This window comes from Pectobacterium aroidearum, assembly GCF_041228105.1.
In the GTDB taxonomy this organism is placed as follows: Bacteria; Pseudomonadota; Gammaproteobacteria; order Enterobacterales; family Enterobacteriaceae; genus Pectobacterium; species Pectobacterium aroidearum.
Map to the genome: position 1 here is coordinate 2,949,959 of NZ_CP166097.1, position 24,483 is coordinate 2,974,441.

Consider the following 24,483-nt stretch of genomic DNA (forward strand, 5'->3'; position numbering starts at 1 on the left):
TGCAAAAGTGAGCGTCCGAAAAACCGCGACGCCTCAGCCCAAAGAGACAGAACTCACCAATACGCACAGCGTGAGGATTTACGGAAACCGACCTTCTCTTTTAATAAAACCTGCTAAAATTACCAAGTAACTGCTTATTTTTATAAAAATTTTAATAAAAAACGCATTCCCATTATTGGCAAATGCGTATGGTTTACATGGAGAACAACTATGTATTCATTTGTTGCCCGCCAACCTATTTTAAATCAACACCTCCAAACCGTTGCCTACGAACTCCTTTTTCGCATGGACGTCACCAATAGATTTCCTGACGTCAGTCCTGAGTTTGCAACCGCACAGCTCATTTCCGATCAATTTTTAACTAATCCGCTGACAAAATCCGTGGCTGAGCAGCCTTACTATATTAATTTTCCCCACCAGATGCTGATCAACGGCCAGGCTGAAGTCCTGCCACAGGAAAAGGTCGTTATCGAGATTCTGGAAAATGCGATCCCCGACAACGATCTCTTTGTCGCCGTAAAAAAACTAAAAAGAAAAGGCTTCAGAATTGCACTGGATGATTTTTCGATGGATTCAGATTGGGATCGATTTTTGCCTTACATCGACATCATCAAATTTGATTTAACCTTGTCGACGTTTGGTGATATTGAAAATTTCATCAACAGAACCGCACAGCGTAAATTAACCTATCTGGCCGAAAAAGTAGAAACACATGAGCAATATCTGCAAAGCAAAAAGCTGGGTATCTCACTATTTCAGGGGTATTTTTTTAGCCATCCAGAAATGATCAGATCGAAAAAACTGGTCAATAACTCCAGCAATACCATCAGGCTACTGAGAGAAGTCAATAAGCCTGAAATCAACTATGCCACGATCGAAGAATTGGTCTGTGCCGATCTCTCGCTTTATTATAAATTGATGCGCCACATCACCAATATCAAATACAACACCCGCTTTGGCATTACCGCGACATCAATGTCTTTCCGTTCCATGGCAATGCTGCTTGGACAACGGGAGCTTAAACGTTTTGTCTCATTGATCAGCATTACTAATAGTAACGAAAATAAACCCAGCGAGCTTTATCGTACCAGCTTAATTCGCGCCAGATTCTTCGAATTATTGTATGCCTCTTTTAATGTGAAGGAGGATACCACCGATGCATTTTTGTGCGGATTATTGTCACTGCTTGATGCCGTATTAGATTCGCCGATGCCTCTATTGCTCTCGCAAATCGCCCTATCGGAAAAAATTAACCAGAGCTTATTAGAAAATACTGGTGAGCTGGCGGTTTATCTGACGTTAATTTCTAAATATGAACAACAAGAATGGGAAGAACTTGAGCAACTTTTAATCCAGTTGGGTATCGATGAAGAAAACTTCTTCACCATGATCATGGAGGCAACACAGTGGGCGGATGAGATTTTATAAACGATTTCTCTCGGCTCACTCGCGCAGTCCTGACAATTACGCGATAATCACCGCCATCCTACGTGAAGCTCAATGAAGTTATGGTGTGATGATGTACATCGGATTACCACAATGGCAGCATTCTGCCTGGAGTCGGTTGGGGTTAAACGATCTTGCCGATTACAGCCGCTATTTTACCTGCGTGGAAGGGAACACGACCTTTTATGCGTTGCCTTCACGCGAGGTTGTCTTACGCTGGCGTGATATGACGCATGACGACTTTCGTTTTTGCTTCAAGTTTCCCTCAACGATCAGTCATAAGGCTGCCCTACAAAACTGTGACAGCGATGTCAGCCTCTTTTATCAATGCCTGGAGCCGATTGAACACCGTATCGGACAGCTCTGGCTGCAACTCCCTGCCGCCTTTGGTCCCTCGCAGTTGCCTGTTCTGTGGCGTTTTCTTGATGCTTTGCCGCAGGGGTTCGGCTACGGTGTGGAAGTTCGTCATCCGCTGTTTTTTGCCAAAGGCGATGAGGAGCGCGCACTGAATCAGGGGCTACAGCAGCGTGGCATTAATCGCGTAATTCTCGACAGTCGACCGGTTCATCATGCCGCGCCAGACAGTGCTGCGATGCGTGAAGCCCAGCGTAAGAAACCTCGCGTGCCGGTACACGCCGTGCTCACGGCCACACAGCCGCTGATCCGCTTTATCGGTAGTGAAACGCCGGAAGAAAATCTTCGCTGGTTCGAGTCATGGCGTAACAAGCTGCCGCAGTGGCGTGAAGCCAATCCTTTCTTTTTTATTCACACGCCGGATATCGGTGATGCCCCGCCGCTGGCACAACAGCTTTGGCCGTTACTCGCCGAGATCGACCCAACCTTGCCACCCCAACCGGATTGGCCACAGCAGGCGACGCTCTTTTGATCCACCAACTGACGGGTGTTAGCCCGTTTGGTTATAAACCCTTTCGCAACGCAACGCATTTCCGCTAAAAAAATCGGCCTTTACAGGCGACAGTTGCGTTAGGGAAAGCTATTATTCTGCAAGCCGTTTTCGGTTAGGTTACGGAGTAAAACATGGTAAGTGCGCTCTATATCGTGCTTGGCGCAATCTTGTTGATAAAGCTGTCTATTGATGTTGTGAAGCTCAGAATGCAGTATCGCGTTGCATACGGCGACGGCGGATTTTATGAATTGCAAACGGCGATCCGGGTACATGGCAATGCGGTCGAATATATCCCGATTGCGGCGATTTTGCTGGTGCTGATGGAAATGAACGGCGCCCTTATCATCATGATCCATTTTTGCGGTATTTTATTGATTACCGGACGTTTAGTTCACTACTACGGCCTCCGGCACCGTGAATTTCGCTGGCGGCGTTCAGGTATGGCGGCAACCTATGCCTCACTCATCCTGATGATTGCAGCAAACCTCTATTATCTCCCCTGGGATCTGGTTTTCACGCTGTATTGATAGCGGAAACAAGAACGATGCCTGCCCTCCCGGTCGTACGAATCTTTATGCGCCCGGGAATCAAAAAACGCGTCCACACTATGCGTCTACACAATGTGGAAGGTGAAGGCTACGGTGTATTCTGCTAGAATACGCCCTCTTTAATTACTATCACTCTCAGTGCACCTTCTGCCATGCCAAACCGCGATATGCTTTTTTCTGTGCCAATTGCCAATTTAGGCGACTGGACATTCGACGAACGCGTTGCTGACGTCTTTCCCGATATGATCCAACGTTCTGTACCTGGCTATTCCAACATCATCTCGATGATTGGCATGTTGGCAGAACGGTTCGTCCGCCCGGATAGCCACGTCTACGATCTAGGATGCTCGCTGGGTGCAGCTACGCTGTCGATGCGACGCAATATCCATGTTCCAGGTTGCAAAATTATCGCGGTAGACAATTCCCCGGCCATGGTGAAACGCTGCCGCAGCCATATTGACGCTTTTCGTTCCGACACTCCCGTCGAGATTATAGAAGCCGATATTCTGAACATTGATATCGAAAATGCGTCTATGGTGGTGCTGAACTTTACGCTTCAGTTTCTGGAACCTTCCCAGCGACAGGTGCTCATCGAACGTATTTATCAGGGATTAAATCCCGGCGGCGTGCTTGTCCTCTCTGAAAAATTCAATTTTACGGACAAAGACGTCGGCGAATTACTGTTTAACATGCACCTCGACTTCAAACGAGCAAATGGCTACAGCGAGTTAGAAATCAGTCAGAAACGCAGTATGTTGGAAAACGTCATGCTGACCGATTCGGTAGAAGCCCATAAGGCTCGGCTGGCAAACGCCGGTTTTGAGCACAGTGAAGTTTGGTTTCAATGTTTTAATTTTGGTTCGTTATTAGCCGTGAAAGCAGAGGAAAAGGCGTGATCGATTTCGGCAATTTTTATCAGCAAATCGCAAAAGGCCCGCTCAGCCACTGGCTTAACACGCTGCCTTCACAGCTCAGCAGTTGGCAGCAGGAATCCTTGCACGGTAAGTTTAAACTCTGGTTTAACTCGCTGGAACATCTCCCCTCGCTGACGCCAACCACTCTGGATTTGAACGACAGCGTTACAGCGCGCATGGAACCTGATATTTCCGAGGGTCAGCGTGAAGGCATTGAAAAGCTGCTGCGTAACCTGATGCCTTGGCGTAAAGGCCCCTTTTCGCTTTACGGTGTGAATATCAACACGGAATGGCGTTCTGACTGGAAATGGCAGCGTGTACTCCCGCACATCAGCCCGTTGAAGAATCGCCTGATTTTGGATGTAGGCTGCGGCAGCGGCTATCACCTGTGGCGGATGGTCGGTGAAGGCGCCACGATGGCGGTCGGTATCGACCCTATGCAGTTATTCTTATGCCAGTTTGAAGCTGTACGTAAACTGCTCGGTGACGATCAGCGGGCGCACGTTTTACCACTCGGCATTGAGCAACTCCCCGAACTGGCTGCGTTTGACACGGTGTTTTCGATGGGCGTGCTGTATCACCGCCGTTCCCCGCTCGATCACCTGTGGCAATTAAAGAATCAACTGGTGGCGGGGGGTGAACTGGTGCTGGAAACGCTGGTCATTGAAGGCGATGAAAATCAGGTACTGGTACCGGGAGAACGCTACGCGCAAATGCGCAATGTGTATTTCATTCCTTCTGCTGCGGCCTTGACCACATGGCTTGAAAAATGCGGCTTTGTTGATGTCCGCGTCGTCGATGTCTGCACAACAACAACGCAGGAACAGCGCCGGACAGACTGGATGATCACAGAGTCTCTGGCGGAATTCCTCGATCCTGAGGATCCGTCAAAAACGGTGGAAGGCTACCCCGCACCGGTACGCGCCGTCTTGGTTGCACGTAAACCCGGCATCTACCAACCCTAAATTACTGCATGCGACAAAAAAAGCCCCAGCAATATACTGGGGCTTGGTACTTGCCATGCAAACCTATCGGTATGCGGCGCGGCAAAAATTGAAGAATGACGATGTGGCATCTATAGCAATGCGATCTATCAACCGCTACACCATAAAACACCTTAGATTACGATACATACTGCATTTCACGCTCCGGGCTCACCGCCCGTTTCATTGCTGCCACCACATCACCATCCACGCAATACTGGCTAAATTCATCTAACTCCGTCTCAGAACACATCGACACACCGATTTTGCGATAACGCATGGGGGATGACGTCCACTGCCCGGCGGAGCTGTGCAGTTCTCGAATACCCGCCTGCTGAAATTTGTGCAGGTTAGTCAGTCGCACGCCGGAACCTGCCATAATAATTGGACCGCGACTGGCCTGTGTTAGTTCACGTAATAACCGTAATCCATTTTCTGCCGTTTGTTGCTGCCCAGAGCTTAATATGCGCGATACGCCAAGGTCGGTGAGTTGTTCCAGCGCAACATAAGGGTTCAGGCACATATCAAACGCACGATGAAAGGTCACCGCCATTCCTTGAGCCACCGCCATGATTTCGCGCATTTTGGGCAAATCAATGTGCCCTTCTTCATTGAGTACGCCTACAACGACGCCAGGAAACCCCATCTCGCGAATCTGTTCAATGTCATATTTGATGGCAGCCAATTCCATCGTGCTATAGCAAAAATCGCCGCCTCTCGGACGCACAATAGGGTGAACGGGAATCGCGACTTTTTCACGAGCGCTACGCAGCGCACCATAGGATGGCGTTAATCCGCCTTCTCGTTGTCCTGCACAGAGTTCAATCCTGTCAGCCCCAGACTGCGCTGCTGTTATGGCACAATCAACGCTATAACAGCATACTTCCAGTTTCGTCATCGCTGCTCCTCCATGTAAACTCTCAGACTATTTTCTTTAGCGAAAAATCGGCGAATCATCAGACCGACTAAAGTAATAACTATGGCATTCACATTCATATCGTGAGGAGACAGGAGTCACAATGAACGCGATACATTGCCGAAATAAACATGACATAATCCACAGTTTTATTAATCTGTTCTATACCCGTCATACTTCAAATTGCAGGTGCGTTGGCTACGTTCACTCACCCGAATCACTTACCTAAGTAAGCTCATCGGGATTCCCTCGCTTGCCGCCTTCTTGAAACTCGAATTATTTAGGGTATAAAGTAGAAGAAAATGGCGTGAATAACGCGACATGTCATTTTACCTTTCAGCCAATGTTATCTTTCTGATTACTCTGCATACGAGCGCTTTACTATTTTCATCATGAAGACATTTTTCATCATGAAGACATTTCGCTCGCGACGACATCGCGTATATCACATGGATGAAATTTTATTGTCACTTTCCCGTTGGTGACCGCCAGCGTCGGATTAGGCATGCGTTCTTTTTCGCCTTGCGGAGAACTGAATTTAAGTTTGATGCCCGGCGTACGCAGAGCATCATCAGACAAGCAGGCTAACGCACGCTGATGCAGTGTTTCCACATCCCCAGGCAGCACGAGTTCCACATGCTCCCACCCTTCATGCGGATAATGCTTTTTCCCCGGCCATGGTAGCTCGACACACGTCATCTGCCACGGGCCGACCGGAATGGCATTATCCAGTATAAACAAGCAGATTGGGCGACCATTGATCTGATTTTCAGACAGCAAACGGCCACGTTTTAACAGCGCCGCCTTCCAGGATTCAGCCGTTGTATTCTGATGGCAACGCAGAGAGATATGGTCAGCATGAAATGCACTTAAATCCAGCTGTAGCACATCGGCCAATTCCTGTAATTCCTGCTCAAAACGTGCTAAATCCGTTATCAAATCATTGGGTAACATATCGGGTAAAACTCCTTGCGGCATCTCACATTATCAATAACCATTTACGCAGTGAGAATATCATACCCGTGGCGCATTCTAATTAAATTCTACTTTTCCCTTTGTACAATTATTTACACCTTCGTTACATGAAACGCATTAAATGCAAAGAAAAGACAACCCTGCTGTTTGATTAATAAACGTAAATGTTTTTTACTCGGCGTTAATCTGCGATACGTCTCGCAACCTATTCTGGGAGGAATCTTAAATAATAGATGCCCCATTGAACGCCTAAAAGAAAACGTATAAATTAAGAACACAAATAATAACGCAGAGATATCATCATGGTTTTACTCATTATATCCATCGCGCTTATCGCTATTGCGGCATACGCTATTTTTCGTCATTTTAAAACCAGAGACTCACATAAAATTGGTGTAAATAATCGATCCAGAAAACGTTAAGGCCGTAATTTTTATTTATTTTTATTCTACCTAAAACTACATTCTCTTTTTTGTCGTGTTCTCCTTATCTGTTTTTCCCCTGTCATCGCTCCCTTTTCATATCCTGCTTGCGGGTATTTTTTCGCCTGAACGTCCCGTTGCCCCTCCCCGTCTGCTGACGAGGAAAGGCAAATATGGTATAAGCAAGGCTTAATTTTTTATTTAAGGTAAACCGGTGAATATTCAGGCTCTTCTCTCCGAAAAAGTCAGCCAGGCGTTAACCGCCGCGGGCGCGCCAGCAGACAGCGAAGCTCAGATTCGTCAGTCGGCAAAAGCACAGTTTGGTGATTATCAGGCCAATGGCGTCATGGCCGTGGCAAAAAAACTGGGCATGCCGCCGCGACAATTGGCCGAAAAAGTCGTCCAGCTTTTGGCGCTGGAGGGCATTGCGGAAAAAACAGAAATCGCAGGCCCGGGATTTATTAATATTTTTCTCGATAAGCAGTGGGTGGCGAGTCAGGTTGAGAACGCACTGAATGCACCGAAATTAGGTTTAACACCGGTTGAACCACAAACGATCGTGATTGACTACTCTGCCCCCAACGTCGCGAAAGAAATGCACGTCGGCCACCTGCGTTCAACCATTATTGGTGATGCTGCCGCTCGTACGCTGGAGTTTTTAGGTCACAATGTTATTCGTGCCAACCACGTCGGTGACTGGGGTACGCAGTTCGGTATGCTGATTGCCTACCTTGAAAAAATGCAAAACGAAAATGCCAGTGAGATGGACCTGTCCGATCTTGAAGCATTCTATCGTGAAGCGAAGAAACACTACGATGATGACGCTGATTTCGCCGAGCGCGCACGCGGTTACGTAGTGAAGTTGCAAGGCGGTGATGAATATTGCCGTCAGATGTGGCGCAAGCTCGTCGATATCACTATGACGCAGAACCAGATCAACTATGAACGCCTCAATGTTACGCTAACCAAGCAGGATGTGATGGGTGAAAGCCTGTACAACAGCATGCTGCCGGGTATCGTTGCCGACCTGAAAGCAAAAGGTCTGGCGGTAGAAAGTGAAGGCGCAACGGTAGTTTTCCTTGATGAATATAAAAACAAGGAAGGCGAACCGATGGGCGTCATTATCCAGAAAAAGGATGGCGGCTACCTCTACACCACAACGGATATCGCCTGCGCCAAATACCGTTATGAAACCCTGAACGCCGATCGCGTGCTTTACTACATCGACTCCCGCCAGCATCAACATTTAATGCAGGCCTGGACCATCGTGCGTAAAGCTGGCTATGTGCCTGACTCCGTCAGTTTGGAACATCATATGTTCGGCATGATGCTGGGCAAAGACGGCAAGCCATTCAAAACGCGTGCAGGCGGGACGATCAAACTGTCCGAGCTGTTAGATGAAGCCTACGATCGCGCACTGAAACTCATCGCAGAGAAAAATCCACAAATGGAAAGTGATGAGTTAAGCGCGCTGGCGAAAGTGGTCTCCATCGGTGCGATCAAATACGCCGATCTGTCGAAGAGCCGTACGACGGACTATGTCTTCGATTGGGATAACATGCTGGCGTTTGAAGGCAACACGGCACCTTACATGCAATACGCCTACACCCGCGTCGCGTCTATTTTCAAACGTGCGGGAATACAGGAAGACAGCTTAACGCAGCCGATTACGCTGAGCGATGAGCGCGAGTTTGCCCTTGCTACGCGCCTGCTGCAGTTTGAAGAAACCATCACCTCCGTCGCCCGTGAAGGTACTCCACATGTGATGTGTAGCTACCTGTACGATCTGGCGGGTCTGTTCTCTGGTTTCTACGAGCACTGCCCGATCCTCAATGCCGAAAGTGACGACGTGCGTCAGAGCCGTCTGAGACTGGCGCTGCTGACGGCGAAAACGCTGAAGCAAGGTCTGGATACGCTGGGCATCGAAACCGTCGAGAAGATGTAATCTTCCATCGACTGAAAGCTTGTCCGTCGATTGACAACAAAAACGCCATTGGTGCTGCCACCAATGGCGTTTTGCGTTGCAGGCAAAAAACAACCGAATAACGATTTGCCGTTGTTACACGCTACGGCGGGCGAAATCCCGAGGGCGGAATCCCAACAGCGCCAGCGTGGCAAAATAAGAGCCCGCCCCGGCGACCACAACCAGCAGCAAACGCAGAATTCGCATCGTCATATTGCCGTCATCCCACGCGGGCATCCACCACAGCATCCCCAGCAAAACCAGCGACATCACGATCACCGCAACCAGCAGACGCACCAGAAAACCTTTCCAGCCCGGCTGTGGCTGGAAAATATCCTGCTTACGCAGTTGCCAGTACAACAGCCCGGCATTCAGGCAGGAGGCCAGACCGATGGACAACGCCAGACCCGCATGTTGCAGCGGACCAATAAAGATCAGGTTCATGACCTGCGTCAGAATCAGCGTGACTATCGCGATTTTGACCGGCGTCTTTATATCCTGTCGGGAATAAAAGCCAGGTACTAACACTTTAACGACAATCAATCCCATCAGCCCAACCGAGTAAGCTATCAGCGCCCGCTGAGTCATCAGCGCATCAAAGGCGCTAAATTTGCCGTACTGGAACAAAGACACCGTTAACGGTTGAGCCAAAATACCCAATGCAACCGCACTCGGCAGCGCCAGCAGGAAACACAGGCGGAGCCCCCAATCCATAAGACGGGAGTATTCGTCATGATTGCCACTGGCAAAACTCTTCGCCAGCGACGGGAGTAAGATCGTTCCCAACGCCACGCCCAGAACACCGGAAGGAAACTCCATCAGTCGATCGGCGTAATACATCCATGACACCGCCCCTTCGCTGAGGAAGGACGCGAAAATAGTGTTGATAATGAGTGAAATCTGGCTTACCGAGACACCCAAAACCGCAGGCCCCATCAGTTTCATGACTCGCCAGACGCTCGGTTCCCGCCATTTCAGGCGCGGCAATACCAGCATGCCAATCTTTTTCAGATGCGGTAACTGGTAGCCGAGTTGCAGTAAACCGCCAACCAACACCGCCCAGGCCAACGCCATTACTGGCGGGTTAAAATACGGCGCGGCAAACAGCGAGAAGCCAATCATACTGACGTTAAGCAATGTCGGGGCAAACGCTGGCACCGAGAAACGGTTCCAGGTGTTGAGCACCGACCCCACCATAGAGGTCAGCGAAATCAGCAGGATGTAGGGGAACGTGACTCTTAACAGATCCGAGGTAAGTTCGAAGCGCTCTGGCGTCGCGGCAAAACCGGGAGCGGTCACCATAATAACCCAGGGCGCGGCAACCATTCCCGCAACGGTGACCAACGCCAGAATCAGCGTCAGCATACCGGAAACATAAGCGAGGAACGTTCGCGTGGCCTCTTCACCCTGCTGGCTTTTATATTCGGCAAGAATAGGCACAAACGCCTGTGAGAATGCGCCTTCCGCGAAAATACGGCGGAGCAGGTTAGGCAGTTTGAATGCCACAAAGAAAGCATCCGTCGCCATGCCGGCACCAAAAATACGGGCGACGATCGCATCGCGCACGAACCCTAAGACGCGCGATAGCATGGTCATGGAACTGACGGCAGCCAGTGATTTAAGTAAATTCATCCGATTATGTTCTGAACGGTTCAGGACCGATTAGTAACCCGTTAAGGTCATCCTGATTGCGAGGTGCGACTAGTCTACGCATTGCGCGAGTAATAGCTACCGCGCATTGTCATAACCGCTGAACTTTTCAGCTTTTTCCCAGCAATTTTTCAATCATGCGCTGCGACAGCAACGCCTGGTTACCGGATGTTTCCGCTGGTTTCCGTTGTTCAATTGCCGCCATGAAATGCTGCACTGCACCGACAAACCCACGTTGCTCCAGCGTGGTTTGCCAGGATGGCACGGCCGGGCGGAGCGTCACACCTTCGCGGTCTTCACGCCATTCACGCATCTCATCCACCTGATAGAGCCCGCCATGGGTCACGGCCTGAACCCATTCTCGCTGGCTTCCGGCATGACGATGCATGCTGGTCGTCACCTGACAGCTACCGCTCTGGAAATGGTGCTCGGCATACAGCAATTGACCGTCCGCATTAGCATGCAAAACGCCATCAATCAGTTGGGCATCGCCACCCACCAGCCAGAGCGCCGTATCGACCACGTGTAGATAGTCGTCCAGCAGAGTAAAACGCACATCCTGTGGCCCAACACCATTAATCCGGTGTTTATCCATACGTAGAGATGCCGGCTGATCCAGCCGCTGTTTTAGCTGCTGATAGCACGGCGCGAAACGACGATTAAAGCCGACCATCAGAATTTTTTGCCGTTGCTCTGCTAATTCGACCAGTGCTTCCGCCTGCTCCAGCGTCTCTGCCAGCGGTTTATCCACATAAACATCGACGCCAGCCTTAAGCAATTGGCTCACCACGGAAAAATGGCTGGCGGTACTACTGTGCACAAAAACGGCATCACATTGTATAGCCAGCTCATCCAGCGCTGAGAAACTCGTCATTCGATAGTGCTGACAAATCCGCTGCGTCTTTTGTTGGTCAGGAGAAAATGCGCCGACCAGTTCCCAGCGCTCGGCCTGACTGAGAATCGGCAAATACGCTTTCTGCGCGATAGACCCCAACCCGATAACGCCGATACGAGGACGCTGGGTAGCGATGTTCTGCTCAGAGACACGTTCCGCAGAGGCAATCTGAGGCTTCATAACGATTTTTCTCCCTGATACCGATCCATTACGCTAACAGCGCGGCAAGCTGACGTTTGAGTTCCGCGACCTCTTTTTCTAACGTCTCAACCCGCTCAGTCAACTGATGTGAATTGTCGCCCGCCCCTTCTTGTTCAGGAGCAGCAGCATCACCGGCGTCGCCGCTGAAAAGGTGCCGATAACGACTTTCCCGCTTACCCGCTTCCCGCGCCAGCCGAACGACAAACGGGCCATCGTCGCGTTGTTGCAGCTGTTCAAGCGTGGACTCAGCCTCGCTAACATCTGAAAACTCATACAGCCGGGCCGCGCGAGTGCGCAGTTCACCTGGCGTCTGTGGCCCACGCAGGAGAAGCGTCGTCACCAGTGCGACTTCCGCCGGTGAGAGTTTCAGGTCGCCAAATTCAGAGTTGCAAAAACGATGTTCATACTTCACGACACGATTGCCAAAACCGCTAAGCGTGCGCAGAAAATGCTTCTTCACGAGTAAATCCAGCGTTTGCTGCACTTCGCTTTCACTCAGTTCCATCACGGGTTCACGGTTAGTTTTCTGATTACAAGCCGTGGTGATGCCGTTTAACGACATCGGGTATTGATCCGGGGTCGTGATTTGCTTTTCCAACATGCAGCCAATCACGCGAGCTTCACGAGTATCTAGTTGGTATTTCATCATTTTTCCTTAACGCGGAGACTTCCACTCTGCGTTGGTCAGCGCGGTTAATACATGGTCCTGCCATTTGCCGTCAATGAGCAGATAATTCTTCGCATAGCCCTCACGTTCAAACCCCAAACGCGCCAGTAAATCTCCGCTACGCTGGTTATGCGGCATGTAGTTGGCCATGATGCGATGCATGTGCTGTTGACGCTGCATATAGCGTATTGCTGGTTGCAGCGCCTCATACATCAGCCCCTGCCCCTGCCATTTCTGACCGAGCGAATAGCCCAGATAGCAGGCGTGAAACGATCCCCGCAGTACGTTGCTAAAATTAGCCACGCCGTACACTTCGTTTTCATTCGGATCCAACAGGAGGAAATAATAGGCGCTGCCCTGCTTGTGCATATCGTTAATCACGCTCAGACGTGCTTGCCAGCCTGATGGGTAGCAATGGCTGGCGTCTCTCACAGGTTCCCACGGCTTAAGGAAATCACGGTTCTCAGAATAGTATTCAGCCAGACGCCATGCATCGCGCTCATGGGCAAGACGCACCACCAGCCTGTCGGTTGTCAATTGCACTCTTGCTGGTGTTGAACGGTAGCCAAACATTTTTCCCCCTGCCTCTCCATGTTATCGATAAGTAAAATTCATCGCCGTTGAAAAAGTAATTATTCCACATAAGCAGAAAATATCGGCATTTCCGATAATCCTTACTATAACCACATAAATTCAGAGACGTAAAATCCTCGTCGCCGAGTTATTGCGCAGTTGAATCAGGAAAGCCGTTTTTTCTCGCCGAAATGCTACTCGGATAACGTTAAATCGATAAAAAAATATTATCCAACAATAGGCTATACCAAAGTCGAATTAGAGTACAAAATAGTCACGTCTGTTATTTTCCTCCTTTCTTCGTTGTGGTGAAACATGCCTCTGATGTCGCAAGCTCGGAGCTTGGGTAAATATTTTTTATTACTCGATAATATGCTGGTGGTTCTGGGATTCTTTGTTGTCTTCCCCCTTATTTCCATTCGTTTTGTCGACGATCTCGGCTGGGCGGCATTATTAGTCGGTATCGCATTGGGATTGCGTCAGTTTATTCAGCAAGGGCTCGGTATTTTCGGCGGGGCCATTGCTGACCGGTTTGGCGCCAAACCGATGATTATTACCGGGATGCTCCTACGCGCCTCCGGTTTTGTGTTCATGGCAATTGCCGACGAACCCTGGCTGCTTTGGCTATCTTGTGCGCTATCCGGCCTCGGCGGCACACTCTTCGATCCGCCACGCACCGCACTGGTCATCAAATTGATTCGTCCGCAGGAACGCGGCCGTTTTTACTCGCTGTTAATGATGCAGGATAGCGCTGGCGCTGTTATCGGCGCCCTCATTGGTAGTTGGTTGCTCCAGTACGATTTTGAGATCGTCTGCTGGACGGGGGCGGTCATCTTCGTACTCGCGGCGGCGCTCAATGCCTGGCTGCTGCCAGCCTATCGCATCTCAACAGTCAAGACACCAATACTGGAAGGCCTCACGCGCGTTATTCGCGACCGCCGTTTCCTGATGTATGTGTTAACGCTAACGGGTTACTACATGTTGGCCGTGCAGGTTCTGTTGATGTTGCCGATTATGGTCAACGAAATCGCCGGAACACCGTCTGCGGTGAAATGGATGTACGCCATTGAAGCAGCGCTGTCGCTGACGCTGTTATACCCTATCGCCCGCTGGAGCGAGAAGCGCTTCCGGCTGGAACAGCGTCTGATGGCAGGGCTGTTCATTATGTCCGTCAGTATGTTCCCTATCGGGATGACGACAGAGCTGCAAACCCTGCTGATGCTGATCTGCCTGTTTTACATTGGATCGATTATCGCCGAACCCGCGCGTGAAACCCTGAGCGCCTCGCTGGCGGATGCCAGAGCCAGAGGCAGCTATATGGGGTTCAGTCGGCTTGGGTTGGCGCTCGGCGGCGCGATTGGCTACAGCGGCGGCGGTTGGCTATTCGATACCGGACATGCGTTGAACCAGCCAGAACTGCCGTGGTTTATGCTCGGCACTATCGGGTTCCTGACGTTAGCCGCATTGTATTGGCAGTTCAATCAACGTCGCATCGAGCCTGCCATGCTAGGTGGTCATTAGTCTGAATTTTACCGACGAGTTTGATCTCGTCGGTAATGCCCTTCTATACTTTCCTAATACATTCAAACAATTGTTTCGTCGCGAGCCTTCTCACACGCTCGGTTTACTTTGTTTGATGATGGGTTACTCGCGTGGCCGCACCGCGGCCTTTGTCTATACCCTGTGATTAAGGAGACAACGTATGAAGCTCTACATTTACGATCACTGTCCCTACTGCGTTAAAGCACGCATGATCTTTGGCCTGAAAAATCTCCCTGTCGAATTACAAATACTGGCGAACGATGACGCCGCGACACCAGAGCGGCTGATCGGTCAGAAAATGGTGCCCATTCTGCAAAAAGACGATGGCAGTCATATGCCTGAAAGCATGGACATTGTTCATTTCATCGATAATTACGACCGCAAGCCGCTGCTGACCGGTTCCACCAATCCCGCCATCACCGCCTGGCTGCGCAAAGTCACCGAATATACGCCGCGTCTGATTATCCCTCGCTTTGCTCAGGCTGCCTTTGAAGAATTTGCCTCCGCTTCCGCCCGGCAATACTTTATTAATAAGAAGGAAGCGCAGCGAGGCAATTTTGCTGACCACTTGAGTCATTCTCAGGGGCTGATTAAGAAATTGAATAATGACTTACAGGATCTCGATCCGCTGATTGTCCAGCCAAACGCCTGCAACGGGGAACTATCAACGGACGATATCGACCTCTTCCCGCTGCTCCGATCGCTGTCTATCGTTGCGGGTGTCACGCCCCCTTCACGCGTTGCAGCCTATCGGGATAACATGGCGAAACAGACTCAGGTCACGCTGCTCAGCAGTCTGGCAATCTAACCCTTCGATTTTACTCCGCCGCTTCATCGTGAGGCGGCGTTTCCCCGCTATTTCAGTGCTATCCTATTGTTTACCCTGTACATCAAGCGCACGCTGCCGATGTGTAATTCGTGTTGATTGCTCACACAAATAGATTACCCGTATGAACACACGCCACTGATGAGTAGATTGTGCGCGTCAATAGCATTAAGAGGTCAGAATAATGAAAAAATCAGGATGGATGGCAGCAGCCGCAGTGTTGCTGGCTTTTACACTCAGCGGCTGTAATAAACTCACGCAATACACGCTCAGTGAACAGGAAGTGAATGAGTACCTACAAAAACACAATGATTACCAGAAACAGTTGGGCGTGCCTGGCGTGGTGGATGCGCATATCGTGCTAACCGAGCTATCCAGCCAGATTGGGCGGGCTGAACCGGGGAAAGTCACGCTTGCGGGCAATGCGAAGGTCGATATTTCATCCCTGTTAGGCAATCAGGCTGCCGATATGAAGTTAACGCTGAAAGCACAGCCAGTATTTGATAAAACGCAGGGCGCGATTTACCTGAAAGACATGGAACTGGTCGATTACACCGTTCAGCCGGAAAAAATGCAGACGGTAATGAAAACCCTAAGCCCTTACCTCAATCAATCGCTAAAAAGCTATTTTGACCAAAAACCGGCTTACGTGTTGAATGCAGATAAGAGCACAACGGAATCGCTGGCGAAGAAGATGGCGAAAGGCATCGAAATCAAACCTGGCCAGATCGTTATCCTGTTTACTGACTAATGTTTACTCGCCGATAGCAAACACTATGTCTGCTATCGGCGCACTAGGTTTCATACTGCAGGGTTTCATACTGCGGGGTTTCATACCACCGTATTATTCTTCTGTTTCTGACTCGTCTTCTTCGTCGTCGCTTTCACCCAATTCATCTCGCATGGCTTCTAGCGCCTCACGACACACGATCGCCAGCGTACGATAAAATGCAGTGGTCGCATGGCTTTCCACTTTCCCAAGAAAACGATCGCTCCACGGCAAGAGATATTCATCAAACAAGGTAATCTGTGCAGTCGTTTCGTCTTCCTGTGCCTGATCTTCCAGCCATGACGCCGCAAGCAGTAAGCTACCAAAATGACCAACTGCGCCGTCATTTAACGGCATGCCACGTTGTTGCAAAAAGGTACGAATTTCTGCGTCATCCGCATCGCTTTCATAGGACGAACGCAGCGGCGAAACGGAGCCGTTTTCGCTATCAAACAGAGCCTGGTAGTCCGCCGCCATCGCAGGTAAATCCAGTCCTTTTTGCAAACGGGCCAACAAGGCATCCTGCTCCAGCGGCCAATGTTGCGCCAGCTTCCCCTCTTTAATCAGCGTGAACAGTGGCGTCAGCAAAGGATCCTGTGGCTGGCGATAAAACAGCGTGCCCAATAGGCGGCACACAATAGAAAATTCGTTCATTGATAACCCTGTTTGTTTTTTAAGTAACAGTATTTTTAAGTGACAGCATTCTTAAGTGACAATGTCACAAATCAGCAAGTTCAGCGATAGCAGGCATTCCCCGCTGTTCGAGGAAATCCAACACGCGCCGAGGGCTTACATTCAATATCTGATCCTGCGGGAAATTTACTTCCTGCAAAATACGTTCGCAGTGGGTAAAGTCTCCCAGAGAAAACGCGATATGGGAATCAGAACCTAAAGAAAGTAACCCACCGGCATCACGCACGGCTTCAGCAATCGCCCGACAGTTTGGTTCGCTGCCTTTGCGTGAATGCATGAAAGAGGAGTTATTCAGCTCCAGCGCTACATTGTATTTCGCCGCAGCTTCCGCAATTGCACGGATATCGACAGGATATTTCGGGTTGCCGGGGTGACTAATGATATGCGCGTCACCGCGCGCCATGGTCGCGATCATCGCAGCGGTATGTGTATCTTTATCCTGTGGTGGAAAAACCGGCTCATGAAAGCCCGCGATAATGACATCAACCTGATCCAGCATAGGTCCGGTACAGTCGATATCGCCTTCAATGTTTTTAATATTTGCTTCGATACCGCGCAGGATACCGACGCCATCAACCAGACGCGGCCAAACGCGCATATTCATGAAGTGCCAGTAATGCGGCGCATCCGCCATATCCGGGCCATGATCGGTAATGGCAAACAGGCGAATATTCTTCTGCTGTGCTTCAGCGATGTAGTCATGCAGGGTACTGTAAGCGTGCGTGCTGGCAACGGTGTGCATATGTAAATCGACGGGATACATAGGTTCTCCTGGGTCAACGTTTGCCAGTCAGCATACCATTTTCGGGGGTATTCCGCAGCCAGTGAGCGAAATTACAACGCATGATTAACATAAATGAAACATTGATTTTTTGTATAACGACAGGGAATGAACGAAGACAAGAGCAAAAACGGTGAGCAAAGCAACAAATTGCGTTAACTTTAGCTAATTGCACGTATTGAATGCAGAAGTTTGTTGACGCTGTTCGGCAATTTACCTACATTAGCGCCGTCCGCTGATATGCGATGCTGCGAGACCACGGTGAGGTGTCCGAGAGGCTGAAGGAGCACGCCTGGAAAGTGTGTATACGTGAAAACGTATCAAGGGTTCGAATCCCTTCCTCACCGCCATATAAAAGAAAACGCCCTTAACGCAAGTTAAGGGCGTTTTCTTTTATACCATTGGAACGGATGAGAAGCCTTGACAGGGTTCGACAAAACGACGGGACTGGCGTTTTGGACCGCCAACGGCGGCCCGCAGGGCGAGCGGCAGGACGCCGCGAGTCAATCCCCGCACATACGTACACCAAGCTGCCCTTAACGCAAGTTAAGGGCATTTTCTTTTATATCGTTGGAACGGATGAGAAGCCTTGACAGGGTTCGACAAAACGACAGGACTGGCGTTTTGGACCGCCAACGGCGGCCCGCAGGGCGAGCGGCAGGACGCCGCGAGTCAATCCCCCACATACGTACACCGAGCTGCCCTTAACGCAAGTTAAGGGAGTTTTCTTTTATACCGTTGGAACGGATGAGAAGCCTTGACAGGGTTCGAGTAGTCCCTGAACCCTGCCATTTTGTTACAGCTATCTTGCCCCCAGCGCCAGATAGCTGCCTGCTGACTCATCGACGCGGAACTGCTCAACGGTACGTGATAATTCCTGTGCCTGCTCGCTCAGCGAGTGTGCCGCCGCCAGTGCTTCTTCAACCAGCGCAGCGTTCTGTTCAGTGCTCTGATCCATCTGCGATATCGCAAGATTAACCTGTTCAATCCCAGAACGCTGCTCCGCGCTCGCCACACTGATTTCACCCATCATGGACGTTACGCGGTGTACGCTTTCAACCACTTCATTCATCGTATCGCCAGCCTGCTTCACGAAATCCGTGCCCTCACCCACCTTAGCAACAGAGTCATCAATCAGGCCTTTAATTTCCCGGGCGGCGGATGCCGAGCGCTGCGCCAATGTGCGGACTTCGCTCGCGACTACAGCGAAACCACGGCCTTGTTCACCGGCGCGTGCCGCTTCTACCGCCGCATTCAGCGCCAGAATGTTTGTCTGGAAAGCGATGCTGTCGATAACGCCGATGATATCCACAATTTTGCGTGACGACAGGCTGATGGAGTCCATCGTCACAACAACCCGGCTGACAACATCACCACCACGCACCGCCACATCCGACGCTGATACCGCGAGCTCATTCGCATAACGGGCGTTGTCCGCATTCTGTTTCACCGTCGCGGTCAGCTGTTCCATTGCCGCAGCCGTCTGTTCTAATGCGCTAGCCTGTGATTCGGTACGCGCAGACAAATCGCCGTTACCTGATGCGATTTGTGTTGAAGCAGTTGCAATGGAGTTGGTACTACTGCGAACCTGATTAACCAGATGAGACAGGTTGTCGCGCATCGCGCGAATAGCGTAAAGAATACTGGTTTGATCGCCCTGCTTTGTTTCAACATCGACGCGTAAATTACCTCCCGCAATTTCGCGTACGACATCCACGGCATACTGAGGCTCACCGCCGAGCTGACGCATCAGCGTACGGAACATATTCCACGCAAATGCAGAAATGATTAACAGCAGAACCAGCCCTAAGGACAGCAGGATCAGCGCATTACGCCAGAATGTTTGCTGGATATCGTCAATGTAATCGCCGTAGCCAATCGTCCAATCCCAAGGCTCGAATTTGATGACGGCATAAAGCTTCTCAACTTTATTCTGCTGCCCCGGGCGCGTCCCTTCCGCAATCACGGTGCCGATCGTATTGCCCTGAAGCGAAGCACGATAGCGTTCCCCCGCTTCTTTACCCCCATTGGCATCGACAATGCCAATACGCTTAGGATTAGGATGAACGTAGTTCACATCATTCGTGTAACCGCGCACAAAGAAATAGCGATCGCCCTGATGGAAATTGCCGATCGTCCGTTTGGCCTCTTTTTCTGCGTCCTCATGCGACAGCTGACCACTTTTTTCAAGATCATACGCTTTTTGTGCCGCCGAATGAGCCAGTTGAACTAACGTAGAAAGCTGGCCGACGCGTTCGCTCATCATCGTGTTATAGAGCGTATTCAGCGCCACCGCGGATAAAATTAACATCCCTAACAAGGTCGTACCGCATAGCAGTGCAATTCTGGTTCGTAATTTCACGATATTTTTCTCTCTAACCGCTTTTCAGAAAATTCCGAACAAAAAATTACACTACATTGCCGCTCCGAACCATACCATCCAGGTAGTAATGATAGATTTTTTAACAAAAAATAATGAAAAACCACCTTATTCGCTCAATTTAAAGACGATATCGAGCAATAAAGACTAAAAATCATGAATAAAATGATCGAAATCGAAATTAATAGGTAAATAACGTTACGGAAATAGCAAGATCTCGGAGCGCTATCCGAGGCCTCAGACTTCCCGAGCGCATTTGTCGATTATGTTCGTTGATTCTGCCGATTGGTGGTGTCGTCGTTGGCCCTACATCAATACGCAGGGAGAAGAAGAATCGGGTATTTAGCCCCTAAAAAAACAAAAGCCTCCGCAAAAGCGGAGGCGTTCCCTCTAATGACAAGGCGCGCTAAGCGGTAACAGCCCTGTCTTCCATGGCTTTTCGCCAGCCTCCCAACCAGTAGGACCGGGCATTAATGGATTGATAAGGACAAAATTCCTTCGGTCTACCGACAATACCTGCTTGATAACCACGTGAATGAGCCCGTTCCAGGCGATCGCGTTTCTGTCTCTTCATGCCTTATTTCCCTCATTATTTATCTGGTGGAAAGAAAACAATGATTACTTTATAAGCAACCACAGACTATCAATACCGATTATGTCGCCAAAGGTCAAGGCGCAAAATTCACGCCAGTGTCATATTTGTGATCCAAAATAGGAATTTTCCCTCCTACATCACAAAAAATCATAACCAATTGAAAATAATGAAAAAGCCCTAAAAACATAATGCAATCACAGCATTACATTCTTAGGGCCTGATTAACGAGAAACCTGTCTTAGGGACTTCGTGTTTTCAAATCACAATCGGATGATGCAGAGCATGGCTAACGCTTAGTTCAGCGTCACGGCCTGCTGTGCAATCGACTGGGAAACCTGCTGCCAGCCTTGTGCCAACGTTCTGACCAGTGCGTCATAGCCATCTTCCGTTTGTGGTAGTACTACGCTGAAGGAGCGTTTAACTACTTTTCCCTGATAGGTCAGCATCCACTCTCCGCGCACGACAGCATTGCCATCATAGCGGCCGTGAAAACCCGTAACCGACACGTTCAACACCGCCTGATCGCTTCCTTGCGGCTGTGTGGTCACAACCCAACCGGGCAATTTATGCCCTAGATTAGTCACCAGCGCCTGCTGCAATTGCTGATCCAGAGGGCTGGCCCACAGGTTATTACTGGCAATGACATACTGCACATCGTTAGTCTGGTAGACCAATCCCGCATTGACGAGATAGTCCGCCACGCTGACATGTTCAACCCAAAGCGGGTGACCCTGAGTCACCGCCGCCTGCACTGTGTTGGTATCCGCGATGATCGGCAGTTGATAATACGTTTTCTGCGTACTGCTACTGCTGCACGCACTCAATACCAGCGCCAGAACCAGTGTCCATGCTTTCATCATTATTTCGCCCTCTTCGGCTGAGGATCCTGACTACCCGAGGCCTCAAACACCAATGCGTTGCTTTTCTCGTTCAGGGTACGCAGCACAGGCTGTAGCTCCCGCAATACCTGATCTAACCGCTGCATATCCGCCACCATCTTGTTATATGCTGGCGAGCCGGGCTGGAAGCCTTTCATGCTACGATTCAGTTCAAGCAGTGTTTTTTGCATATCTTCCGGCAGGTCCTGCATCGCTTTGCTGGACGTGAGCTTGTTTAGCGTCGCCAACGTTTTTTGCATTTCACGCATCGTCGCCTGACTTTCCGCCAGCGTCTTCGTCGCTTCATTAATCATCGGGTTCAGCGGCAAGTTGTTCACCTTATCGAGCACTGCCATCAGTTTCTGCTGAATCTGTGACAGACCGCCGTCAATGGTAGGCAGAATTGGGTAGCCATCCAGAACCAAGAGTTTTTTATCCACTTTCTCTTTTGGATAAAAATCGAAATCGATGTAGAGCGCTCCTGTCAGGAGGTTAGCCGACTTCATCGAGGCGCGTAGTCCCAACGATTGGGCTTGTTTTAGGTGCTGTTCAAAATCAAACGAGCCACCAATCTTCTTCTCGAACCGATCGGGTTCAATACGAATCAACACCGGAATGCGATAATCATCATCCAGATCTTGCTTCATATTTTTTGGGAAAAACGGCGCTTCGGCAACCGTGCCCAGTCGAATACCACGGAATTCAACCGGTGCTCCCGCCTGTAAGCCCCGGATCGATTCGCTGAAGAACAGCAGATACTCTTTATATTCGGTATACAGCGAGTCCTGAATGCTACGCTGGCTATCAAAGAGCCGATATTGCGCCATGGTCTTGGCCGCATCGCCCAGTTCCCATCCTGCTGGGACATCAAAGCTGACGCCACCACTGAACAACGTGGTCAACGAGCCCATTTCGACGCGCATACCTTGTGCCGACATATCAAATGCAACGCCGCTGTCTTTCCAGAAACGAACATTGCTGGTGACCAACCCATCATACGGTGCTGAGATAAACAGCTGATAGCGCATCTTGCGCGCTTTCGGATCGAACTCGCTGGTTTCCACCGATCCCACCCGATAGCCACGGAACAGAACCGGATCGCCCGCATTCAGTTGCCCGGATTGTTCACTGTCCAGTATTACCCTGATGCCTTTCGCATCCGGCGAGGCCAGCGGCGGCGCATCCAGCAAAGTAAACTCGCGTTTCTCATCCTTATTGGCTCCGGGTTGGAGCTCAATATAAGCGCCGGATAGCAGCGTCCCCAGACCGGAAACCCCTTCCCGACCAATTTGTGGTTTAACCACCCAGAAAGCGGAGTCCTGCTTTAGCAGTTTCTCCATGCCATCATGCAGACGCGCTTTGATTTCCACTTGATGAAGGTCGTCGCTCAGTACCACGCTCTCTACCACCCCAACGTCTACGCTACGACTTTTGATGGCGGTTTTGCCCGCTTCAATGCCCTCGGCGTTGCTGGTCATCAGCGTGATTTGTGGCCCTTGATGACTGAAATGGTAAAACAGTATCCAGGCGCCGATTAGCACCGTGACAATCGGCACAATCCAGACCGGCGACCAGCGTTTAATCGTTTCTACATCCGCAACGGCATGATTATCTTTCGCCAACGGCAGGCTCCTTATGAAGAACATCATTGCGACGATCCCACAACAAACGGGGATCAAACATCATCGCGGCAAACATGGTCAAAATCACCACGGCCGCGAACAGCACCGCCCCAACGGCGGGATAAATACTCATCAGGCGACCGATGCGCACCATCGCAGACAGGACGGCAATCACGAACACATCAATCATCGACCAGCGTCCAACAAACTCAACCATCTCATAGATGACATGCATCCGCTCGCTGTCTTCCGTTTTTTTGGTTTTGCCATTCGCCTGCCAACAAAGCCAGCCTAAGGCCAACATTTTTAGCGATGGCACCATGACGCTGGCGACAAAAATAACCATCGCAACAGGATAAGATCCCATTCCCCACAGCAGAATAACACCCGACATGATCGTCGATCCCATGCGATCGCCGAAGGCTTCGGTCACCATGATCGGCAGCAGATTCGAGGGGATATACAGCATCACCGAGGTAATCAGCAGAGCCAGCGTCCATTGCAGGCTATGCTTCTTGCGAGCATGTCCGCGTGAGTGGCAACGTGGGCAGATTAACTGACTGGCTGGTAGAATAGCGGTACAACATGAGCACGAACGCAGCCCTTGCGATAACCCGCTTTTCCCCAGAACCGGGAGCGCAGGTAATGCCGGGGGCGGCACGATATCATTCCACAGCCAGCGGCGGTCGAGGCTTTGAAAAGCCAGCAGTTGCAACAGACAGAACAGGACAAAAGGCACAAAACTGGTACCGATGCCGATATCGCCATAGGCCATTAGTTTGACAAAACTGACCAGCACGCCAGCCAGAAAAATCTCCGCCATTCCCCAGCTTTTGAGATGAAACAGCATCTTACCCATGCTTTTTTTCAACGCCAGCGGTAACGAGGCGTGCAGGCAAAGCAGAATGAGGGTCAGCATACTTAAGGCCGGAACCAGCTGAACAAAAAGCATAAACAGCGTCGCGACGCTGGCATAGTCTTCCGCCACCATCACTTTAGGAATTTGTATCAGGGTTATTTCGCTGGTGATTCCCGCCACACGCATAGAAACGAAGGGGAAGAGGTTTGCCAGCAATAGCATGAATAACGCGCTCACCGCATAGCCAACCGGTCGTTTACGCGGTTCCGTCTGTCGACTGGTTAGTCCCGTTTTGCAACGCGGGCAGGTCGCCTTCTGGCCGTGCAAGAGTTCAGGTAGCTCCACCAGCAGGTCACACTGCGGGCAAAGCATATAATCATCATGGTGATGATGTTCGTGTTCAGAGCTATGCCCATGAACAGGTTCATGTTGAAGATCGTGCTTGTGTTGATGACTCTGTTTTTGTTGAAGATCAGGG

22 protein-coding genes and 1 tRNA gene are annotated in these 24,483 nt (G+C 50.2%); 10 read left to right on the top strand and 13 right to left on the bottom strand.

Translation table 11 applies throughout. The annotated features are described in order from the left end of the window. Nucleotides 1-210: 210 nt before the first annotated feature. The 5 genes from AB8809_RS13545 (at nucleotide 211) to cmoB (ending at nucleotide 4,780) form a co-directional block, all read left to right on the top strand. On the top strand, nucleotides 211-1,428 hold the full coding sequence (locus AB8809_RS13545) for an EAL and HDOD domain-containing protein (protein ID WP_015840060.1): 1,218 nt from the start codon (nucleotides 211-213) through the stop codon (nucleotides 1,426-1,428). A 91-nt stretch (nucleotides 1,429-1,519) separates the two neighbouring features. After that, nucleotides 1,520-2,332, top strand: a complete 813-nt coding sequence (locus AB8809_RS13550) for a DUF72 domain-containing protein (RefSeq protein ID WP_080516295.1) — start codon at nucleotides 1,520-1,522, stop codon at nucleotides 2,330-2,332. A gap of 152 nt (nucleotides 2,333-2,484) precedes the next feature. Continuing rightward, nucleotides 2,485-2,880 (top strand): MAPEG family protein, encoded by a 396-nt coding sequence (locus tag AB8809_RS13555; RefSeq protein ID WP_014915147.1) that lies wholly within the window; start codon nucleotides 2,485-2,487, stop codon nucleotides 2,878-2,880. Between the two features lie 173 nt (nucleotides 2,881-3,053). Further along, on the top strand, nucleotides 3,054-3,797 hold the full coding sequence (gene cmoA / locus AB8809_RS13560; RefSeq protein WP_043881918.1) for a carboxy-S-adenosyl-L-methionine synthase CmoA: 744 nt from the start codon (nucleotides 3,054-3,056) through the stop codon (nucleotides 3,795-3,797). Continuing rightward, entirely contained in the window at nucleotides 3,794-4,780 is a 987-nt protein-coding gene (gene cmoB / locus AB8809_RS13565) for a tRNA 5-methoxyuridine(34)/uridine 5-oxyacetic acid(34) synthase CmoB (protein ID WP_349856321.1), read from the top strand. The genes cmoA and cmoB overlap by 4 nt, the downstream gene beginning before the upstream one ends. 157 nt (nucleotides 4,781-4,937) lie before the next feature. Here cmoB and cutC read toward each other — a convergent pair whose 3' ends face one another. Next, the gene (cutC, locus tag AB8809_RS13570) at nucleotides 4,938-5,696 is read right to left on the bottom strand and encodes a copper homeostasis protein CutC (RefSeq protein ID WP_349856322.1); all 759 of its coding nucleotides are present in this window, start codon (nucleotides 5,694-5,696) and stop codon (nucleotides 4,938-4,940) included. A 426-nt stretch (nucleotides 5,697-6,122) separates the two neighbouring features. After that, nucleotides 6,123-6,668 (bottom strand): VOC family protein, encoded by a 546-nt coding sequence (locus tag AB8809_RS13575; protein ID WP_181828426.1) that lies wholly within the window; start codon nucleotides 6,666-6,668, stop codon nucleotides 6,123-6,125. Between the two features lie 657 nt (nucleotides 6,669-7,325). Here AB8809_RS13575 and argS point away from each other — a divergent pair. Beyond that, complete coding sequence (gene argS, locus AB8809_RS13580) at nucleotides 7,326-9,056, top strand: arginine--tRNA ligase (protein WP_015840054.1); 1,731 nt, start codon at nucleotides 7,326-7,328, stop codon at nucleotides 9,054-9,056. A gap of 114 nt (nucleotides 9,057-9,170) precedes the next feature. Here the strand turns inward: argS and murJ are convergent, their stop codons facing one another. The 4 genes from murJ to rimJ all read right to left on the bottom strand — a co-directional run bounded on the left by murJ (nucleotide 9,171) and on the right by rimJ (nucleotide 13,060). Beyond that, nucleotides 9,171-10,706 (bottom strand): murein biosynthesis integral membrane protein MurJ, encoded by a 1,536-nt coding sequence (gene murJ, locus AB8809_RS13585; protein ID WP_015840053.1) that lies wholly within the window; start codon nucleotides 10,704-10,706, stop codon nucleotides 9,171-9,173. Nucleotides 10,707-10,833: 127 nt separating this feature from the next. Further along, a complete protein-coding gene (locus AB8809_RS13590) occupies nucleotides 10,834-11,799 on the bottom strand; it encodes a Gfo/Idh/MocA family oxidoreductase (protein ID WP_349856323.1) in 966 nt (321 codons plus the stop codon). Between the two features lie 28 nt (nucleotides 11,800-11,827). Continuing rightward, a complete protein-coding gene (locus tag AB8809_RS13595) occupies nucleotides 11,828-12,466 on the bottom strand; it encodes a YceH family protein (RefSeq protein WP_349856324.1) in 639 nt (212 codons plus the stop codon). Between the two features lie 9 nt (nucleotides 12,467-12,475). Beyond that, entirely contained in the window at nucleotides 12,476-13,060 is a 585-nt protein-coding gene (gene rimJ / locus AB8809_RS13600) for a ribosomal protein S5-alanine N-acetyltransferase (RefSeq protein WP_015840050.1), read from the bottom strand. A gap of 315 nt (nucleotides 13,061-13,375) precedes the next feature. Between rimJ and mdtH the strand changes: the two genes are divergently transcribed. The 3 genes from mdtH (at nucleotide 13,376) to AB8809_RS13615 (ending at nucleotide 16,179) form a co-directional block, all read left to right on the top strand. Further along, nucleotides 13,376-14,581 (top strand): multidrug efflux MFS transporter MdtH, encoded by a 1,206-nt coding sequence (mdtH, locus tag AB8809_RS13605; RefSeq protein ID WP_015840049.1) that lies wholly within the window; start codon nucleotides 13,376-13,378, stop codon nucleotides 14,579-14,581. A gap of 181 nt (nucleotides 14,582-14,762) precedes the next feature. Next, nucleotides 14,763-15,410: a glutaredoxin 2 gene (grxB, locus tag AB8809_RS13610; RefSeq protein ID WP_349856325.1), complete on the top strand. Its 648-nt coding sequence runs from the start codon at nucleotides 14,763-14,765 to the stop codon at nucleotides 15,408-15,410. A 202-nt stretch (nucleotides 15,411-15,612) separates the two neighbouring features. Continuing rightward, nucleotides 15,613-16,179: a lipoprotein gene (locus AB8809_RS13615; RefSeq protein WP_015840047.1), complete on the top strand. Its 567-nt coding sequence runs from the start codon at nucleotides 15,613-15,615 to the stop codon at nucleotides 16,177-16,179. 93 nt (nucleotides 16,180-16,272) lie between these two features. Here the strand turns inward: AB8809_RS13615 and AB8809_RS13620 are convergent, their stop codons facing one another. Next, complete coding sequence (locus AB8809_RS13620) at nucleotides 16,273-16,851, bottom strand: molecular chaperone (RefSeq protein ID WP_015840046.1); 579 nt, start codon at nucleotides 16,849-16,851, stop codon at nucleotides 16,273-16,275. Nucleotides 16,852-16,915: 64 nt separating this feature from the next. Continuing rightward, a complete protein-coding gene (locus AB8809_RS13625) occupies nucleotides 16,916-17,653 on the bottom strand; it encodes a phosphatase (protein ID WP_180776941.1) in 738 nt (245 codons plus the stop codon). A 278-nt stretch (nucleotides 17,654-17,931) separates the two neighbouring features. Between AB8809_RS13625 and AB8809_RS13630 the strand changes: the two genes are divergently transcribed. Then, a tRNA-Ser gene (locus AB8809_RS13630) sits at nucleotides 17,932-18,021 on the top strand. A gap of 452 nt (nucleotides 18,022-18,473) precedes the next feature. Here the strand turns inward: AB8809_RS13630 and AB8809_RS13635 are convergent. The 5 genes from AB8809_RS13635 to pqiA all read right to left on the bottom strand — a co-directional run bounded on the left by AB8809_RS13635 (nucleotide 18,474) and on the right by pqiA (nucleotide 24,377). Further along, nucleotides 18,474-20,033, bottom strand: a complete 1,560-nt coding sequence (locus AB8809_RS13635; RefSeq protein WP_180776943.1) for a methyl-accepting chemotaxis protein — start codon at nucleotides 20,031-20,033, stop codon at nucleotides 18,474-18,476. 424 nt (nucleotides 20,034-20,457) lie between these two features. Beyond that, nucleotides 20,458-20,625 carry a ribosome modulation factor gene (gene rmf, locus AB8809_RS13640; RefSeq protein ID WP_010276992.1) on the bottom strand — a complete coding sequence of 56 codons (168 nt, stop codon included), beginning with the start codon at nucleotides 20,623-20,625 and terminating at the stop codon, nucleotides 20,458-20,460. A 314-nt stretch (nucleotides 20,626-20,939) separates the two neighbouring features. Continuing rightward, nucleotides 20,940-21,506 (bottom strand): membrane integrity-associated transporter subunit PqiC, encoded by a 567-nt coding sequence (gene pqiC / locus AB8809_RS13645; protein ID WP_015840043.1) that lies wholly within the window; start codon nucleotides 21,504-21,506, stop codon nucleotides 20,940-20,942. Beyond that, the gene (gene pqiB / locus AB8809_RS13650; RefSeq protein WP_369986521.1) at nucleotides 21,506-23,173 is read right to left on the bottom strand and encodes an intermembrane transport protein PqiB; all 1,668 of its coding nucleotides are present in this window, start codon (nucleotides 23,171-23,173) and stop codon (nucleotides 21,506-21,508) included. The genes pqiC and pqiB overlap by 1 nt, the downstream gene beginning before the upstream one ends. Continuing rightward, nucleotides 23,133-24,377 (bottom strand): membrane integrity-associated transporter subunit PqiA, encoded by a 1,245-nt coding sequence (pqiA, locus tag AB8809_RS13655; protein WP_369986522.1) that lies wholly within the window; start codon nucleotides 24,375-24,377, stop codon nucleotides 23,133-23,135. Before pqiA ends, pqiB begins: the two co-directional genes overlap by 41 nt. Between the last annotated feature and the right edge of the window lie 106 nt (nucleotides 24,378-24,483).

What these genes read in the sequence shown, in the direction of transcription:
- AB8809_RS13590 (WP_349856323.1), bottom strand. Translation starts at nt 11,799, where the DNA reads ATGAAGCCTCAGATTGCCTCTGCGGAACGTGTCTCTGAGCAGAACATC.
- pqiA (WP_369986522.1), bottom strand. Translation starts at nt 24,377, where the DNA reads ATGCTTTGCCCGCAGTGTGACCTGCTGGTGGAGCTACCTGAACTCTTG.
- rmf (WP_010276992.1), bottom strand. Translation starts at nt 20,625, where the DNA reads ATGAAGAGACAGAAACGCGATCGCCTGGAACGGGCTCATTCACGTGGT.
- AB8809_RS13615 (WP_015840047.1), top strand. Translation starts at nt 15,613, where the DNA reads ATGAAAAAATCAGGATGGATGGCAGCAGCCGCAGTGTTGCTGGCTTTT.
- cutC (WP_349856322.1), bottom strand. Translation starts at nt 5,696, where the DNA reads ATGACGAAACTGGAAGTATGCTGTTATAGCGTTGATTGTGCCATAACA.
- mdtH (WP_015840049.1), top strand. Translation starts at nt 13,376, where the DNA reads ATGCCTCTGATGTCGCAAGCTCGGAGCTTGGGTAAATATTTTTTATTA.
- rimJ (WP_015840050.1), bottom strand. Translation starts at nt 13,060, where the DNA reads ATGTTTGGCTACCGTTCAACACCAGCAAGAGTGCAATTGACAACCGAC.
- murJ (WP_015840053.1), bottom strand. Translation starts at nt 10,706, where the DNA reads ATGAATTTACTTAAATCACTGGCTGCCGTCAGTTCCATGACCATGCTA.
- AB8809_RS13575 (WP_181828426.1), bottom strand. Translation starts at nt 6,668, where the DNA reads ATGTTACCCAATGATTTGATAACGGATTTAGCACGTTTTGAGCAGGAA.
- cmoA (WP_043881918.1), top strand. Translation starts at nt 3,054, where the DNA reads ATGCCAAACCGCGATATGCTTTTTTCTGTGCCAATTGCCAATTTAGGC.
- AB8809_RS13620 (WP_015840046.1), bottom strand. Translation starts at nt 16,851, where the DNA reads ATGAACGAATTTTCTATTGTGTGCCGCCTATTGGGCACGCTGTTTTAT.
- AB8809_RS13555 (WP_014915147.1), top strand. Translation starts at nt 2,485, where the DNA reads ATGGTAAGTGCGCTCTATATCGTGCTTGGCGCAATCTTGTTGATAAAG.
- AB8809_RS13625 (WP_180776941.1), bottom strand. Translation starts at nt 17,653, where the DNA reads ATGTATCCCGTCGATTTACATATGCACACCGTTGCCAGCACGCACGCT.
- AB8809_RS13545 (WP_015840060.1), top strand. Translation starts at nt 211, where the DNA reads ATGTATTCATTTGTTGCCCGCCAACCTATTTTAAATCAACACCTCCAA.
- AB8809_RS13595 (WP_349856324.1), bottom strand. Translation starts at nt 12,466, where the DNA reads ATGAAATACCAACTAGATACTCGTGAAGCTCGCGTGATTGGCTGCATG.
- grxB (WP_349856325.1), top strand. Translation starts at nt 14,763, where the DNA reads ATGAAGCTCTACATTTACGATCACTGTCCCTACTGCGTTAAAGCACGC.
- AB8809_RS13550 (WP_080516295.1), top strand. Translation starts at nt 1,520, where the DNA reads ATGTACATCGGATTACCACAATGGCAGCATTCTGCCTGGAGTCGGTTG.
- pqiC (WP_015840043.1), bottom strand. Translation starts at nt 21,506, where the DNA reads ATGATGAAAGCATGGACACTGGTTCTGGCGCTGGTATTGAGTGCGTGC.
- pqiB (WP_369986521.1), bottom strand. Translation starts at nt 23,173, where the DNA reads ATGATGTTCTTCATAAGGAGCCTGCCGTTGGCGAAAGATAATCATGCC.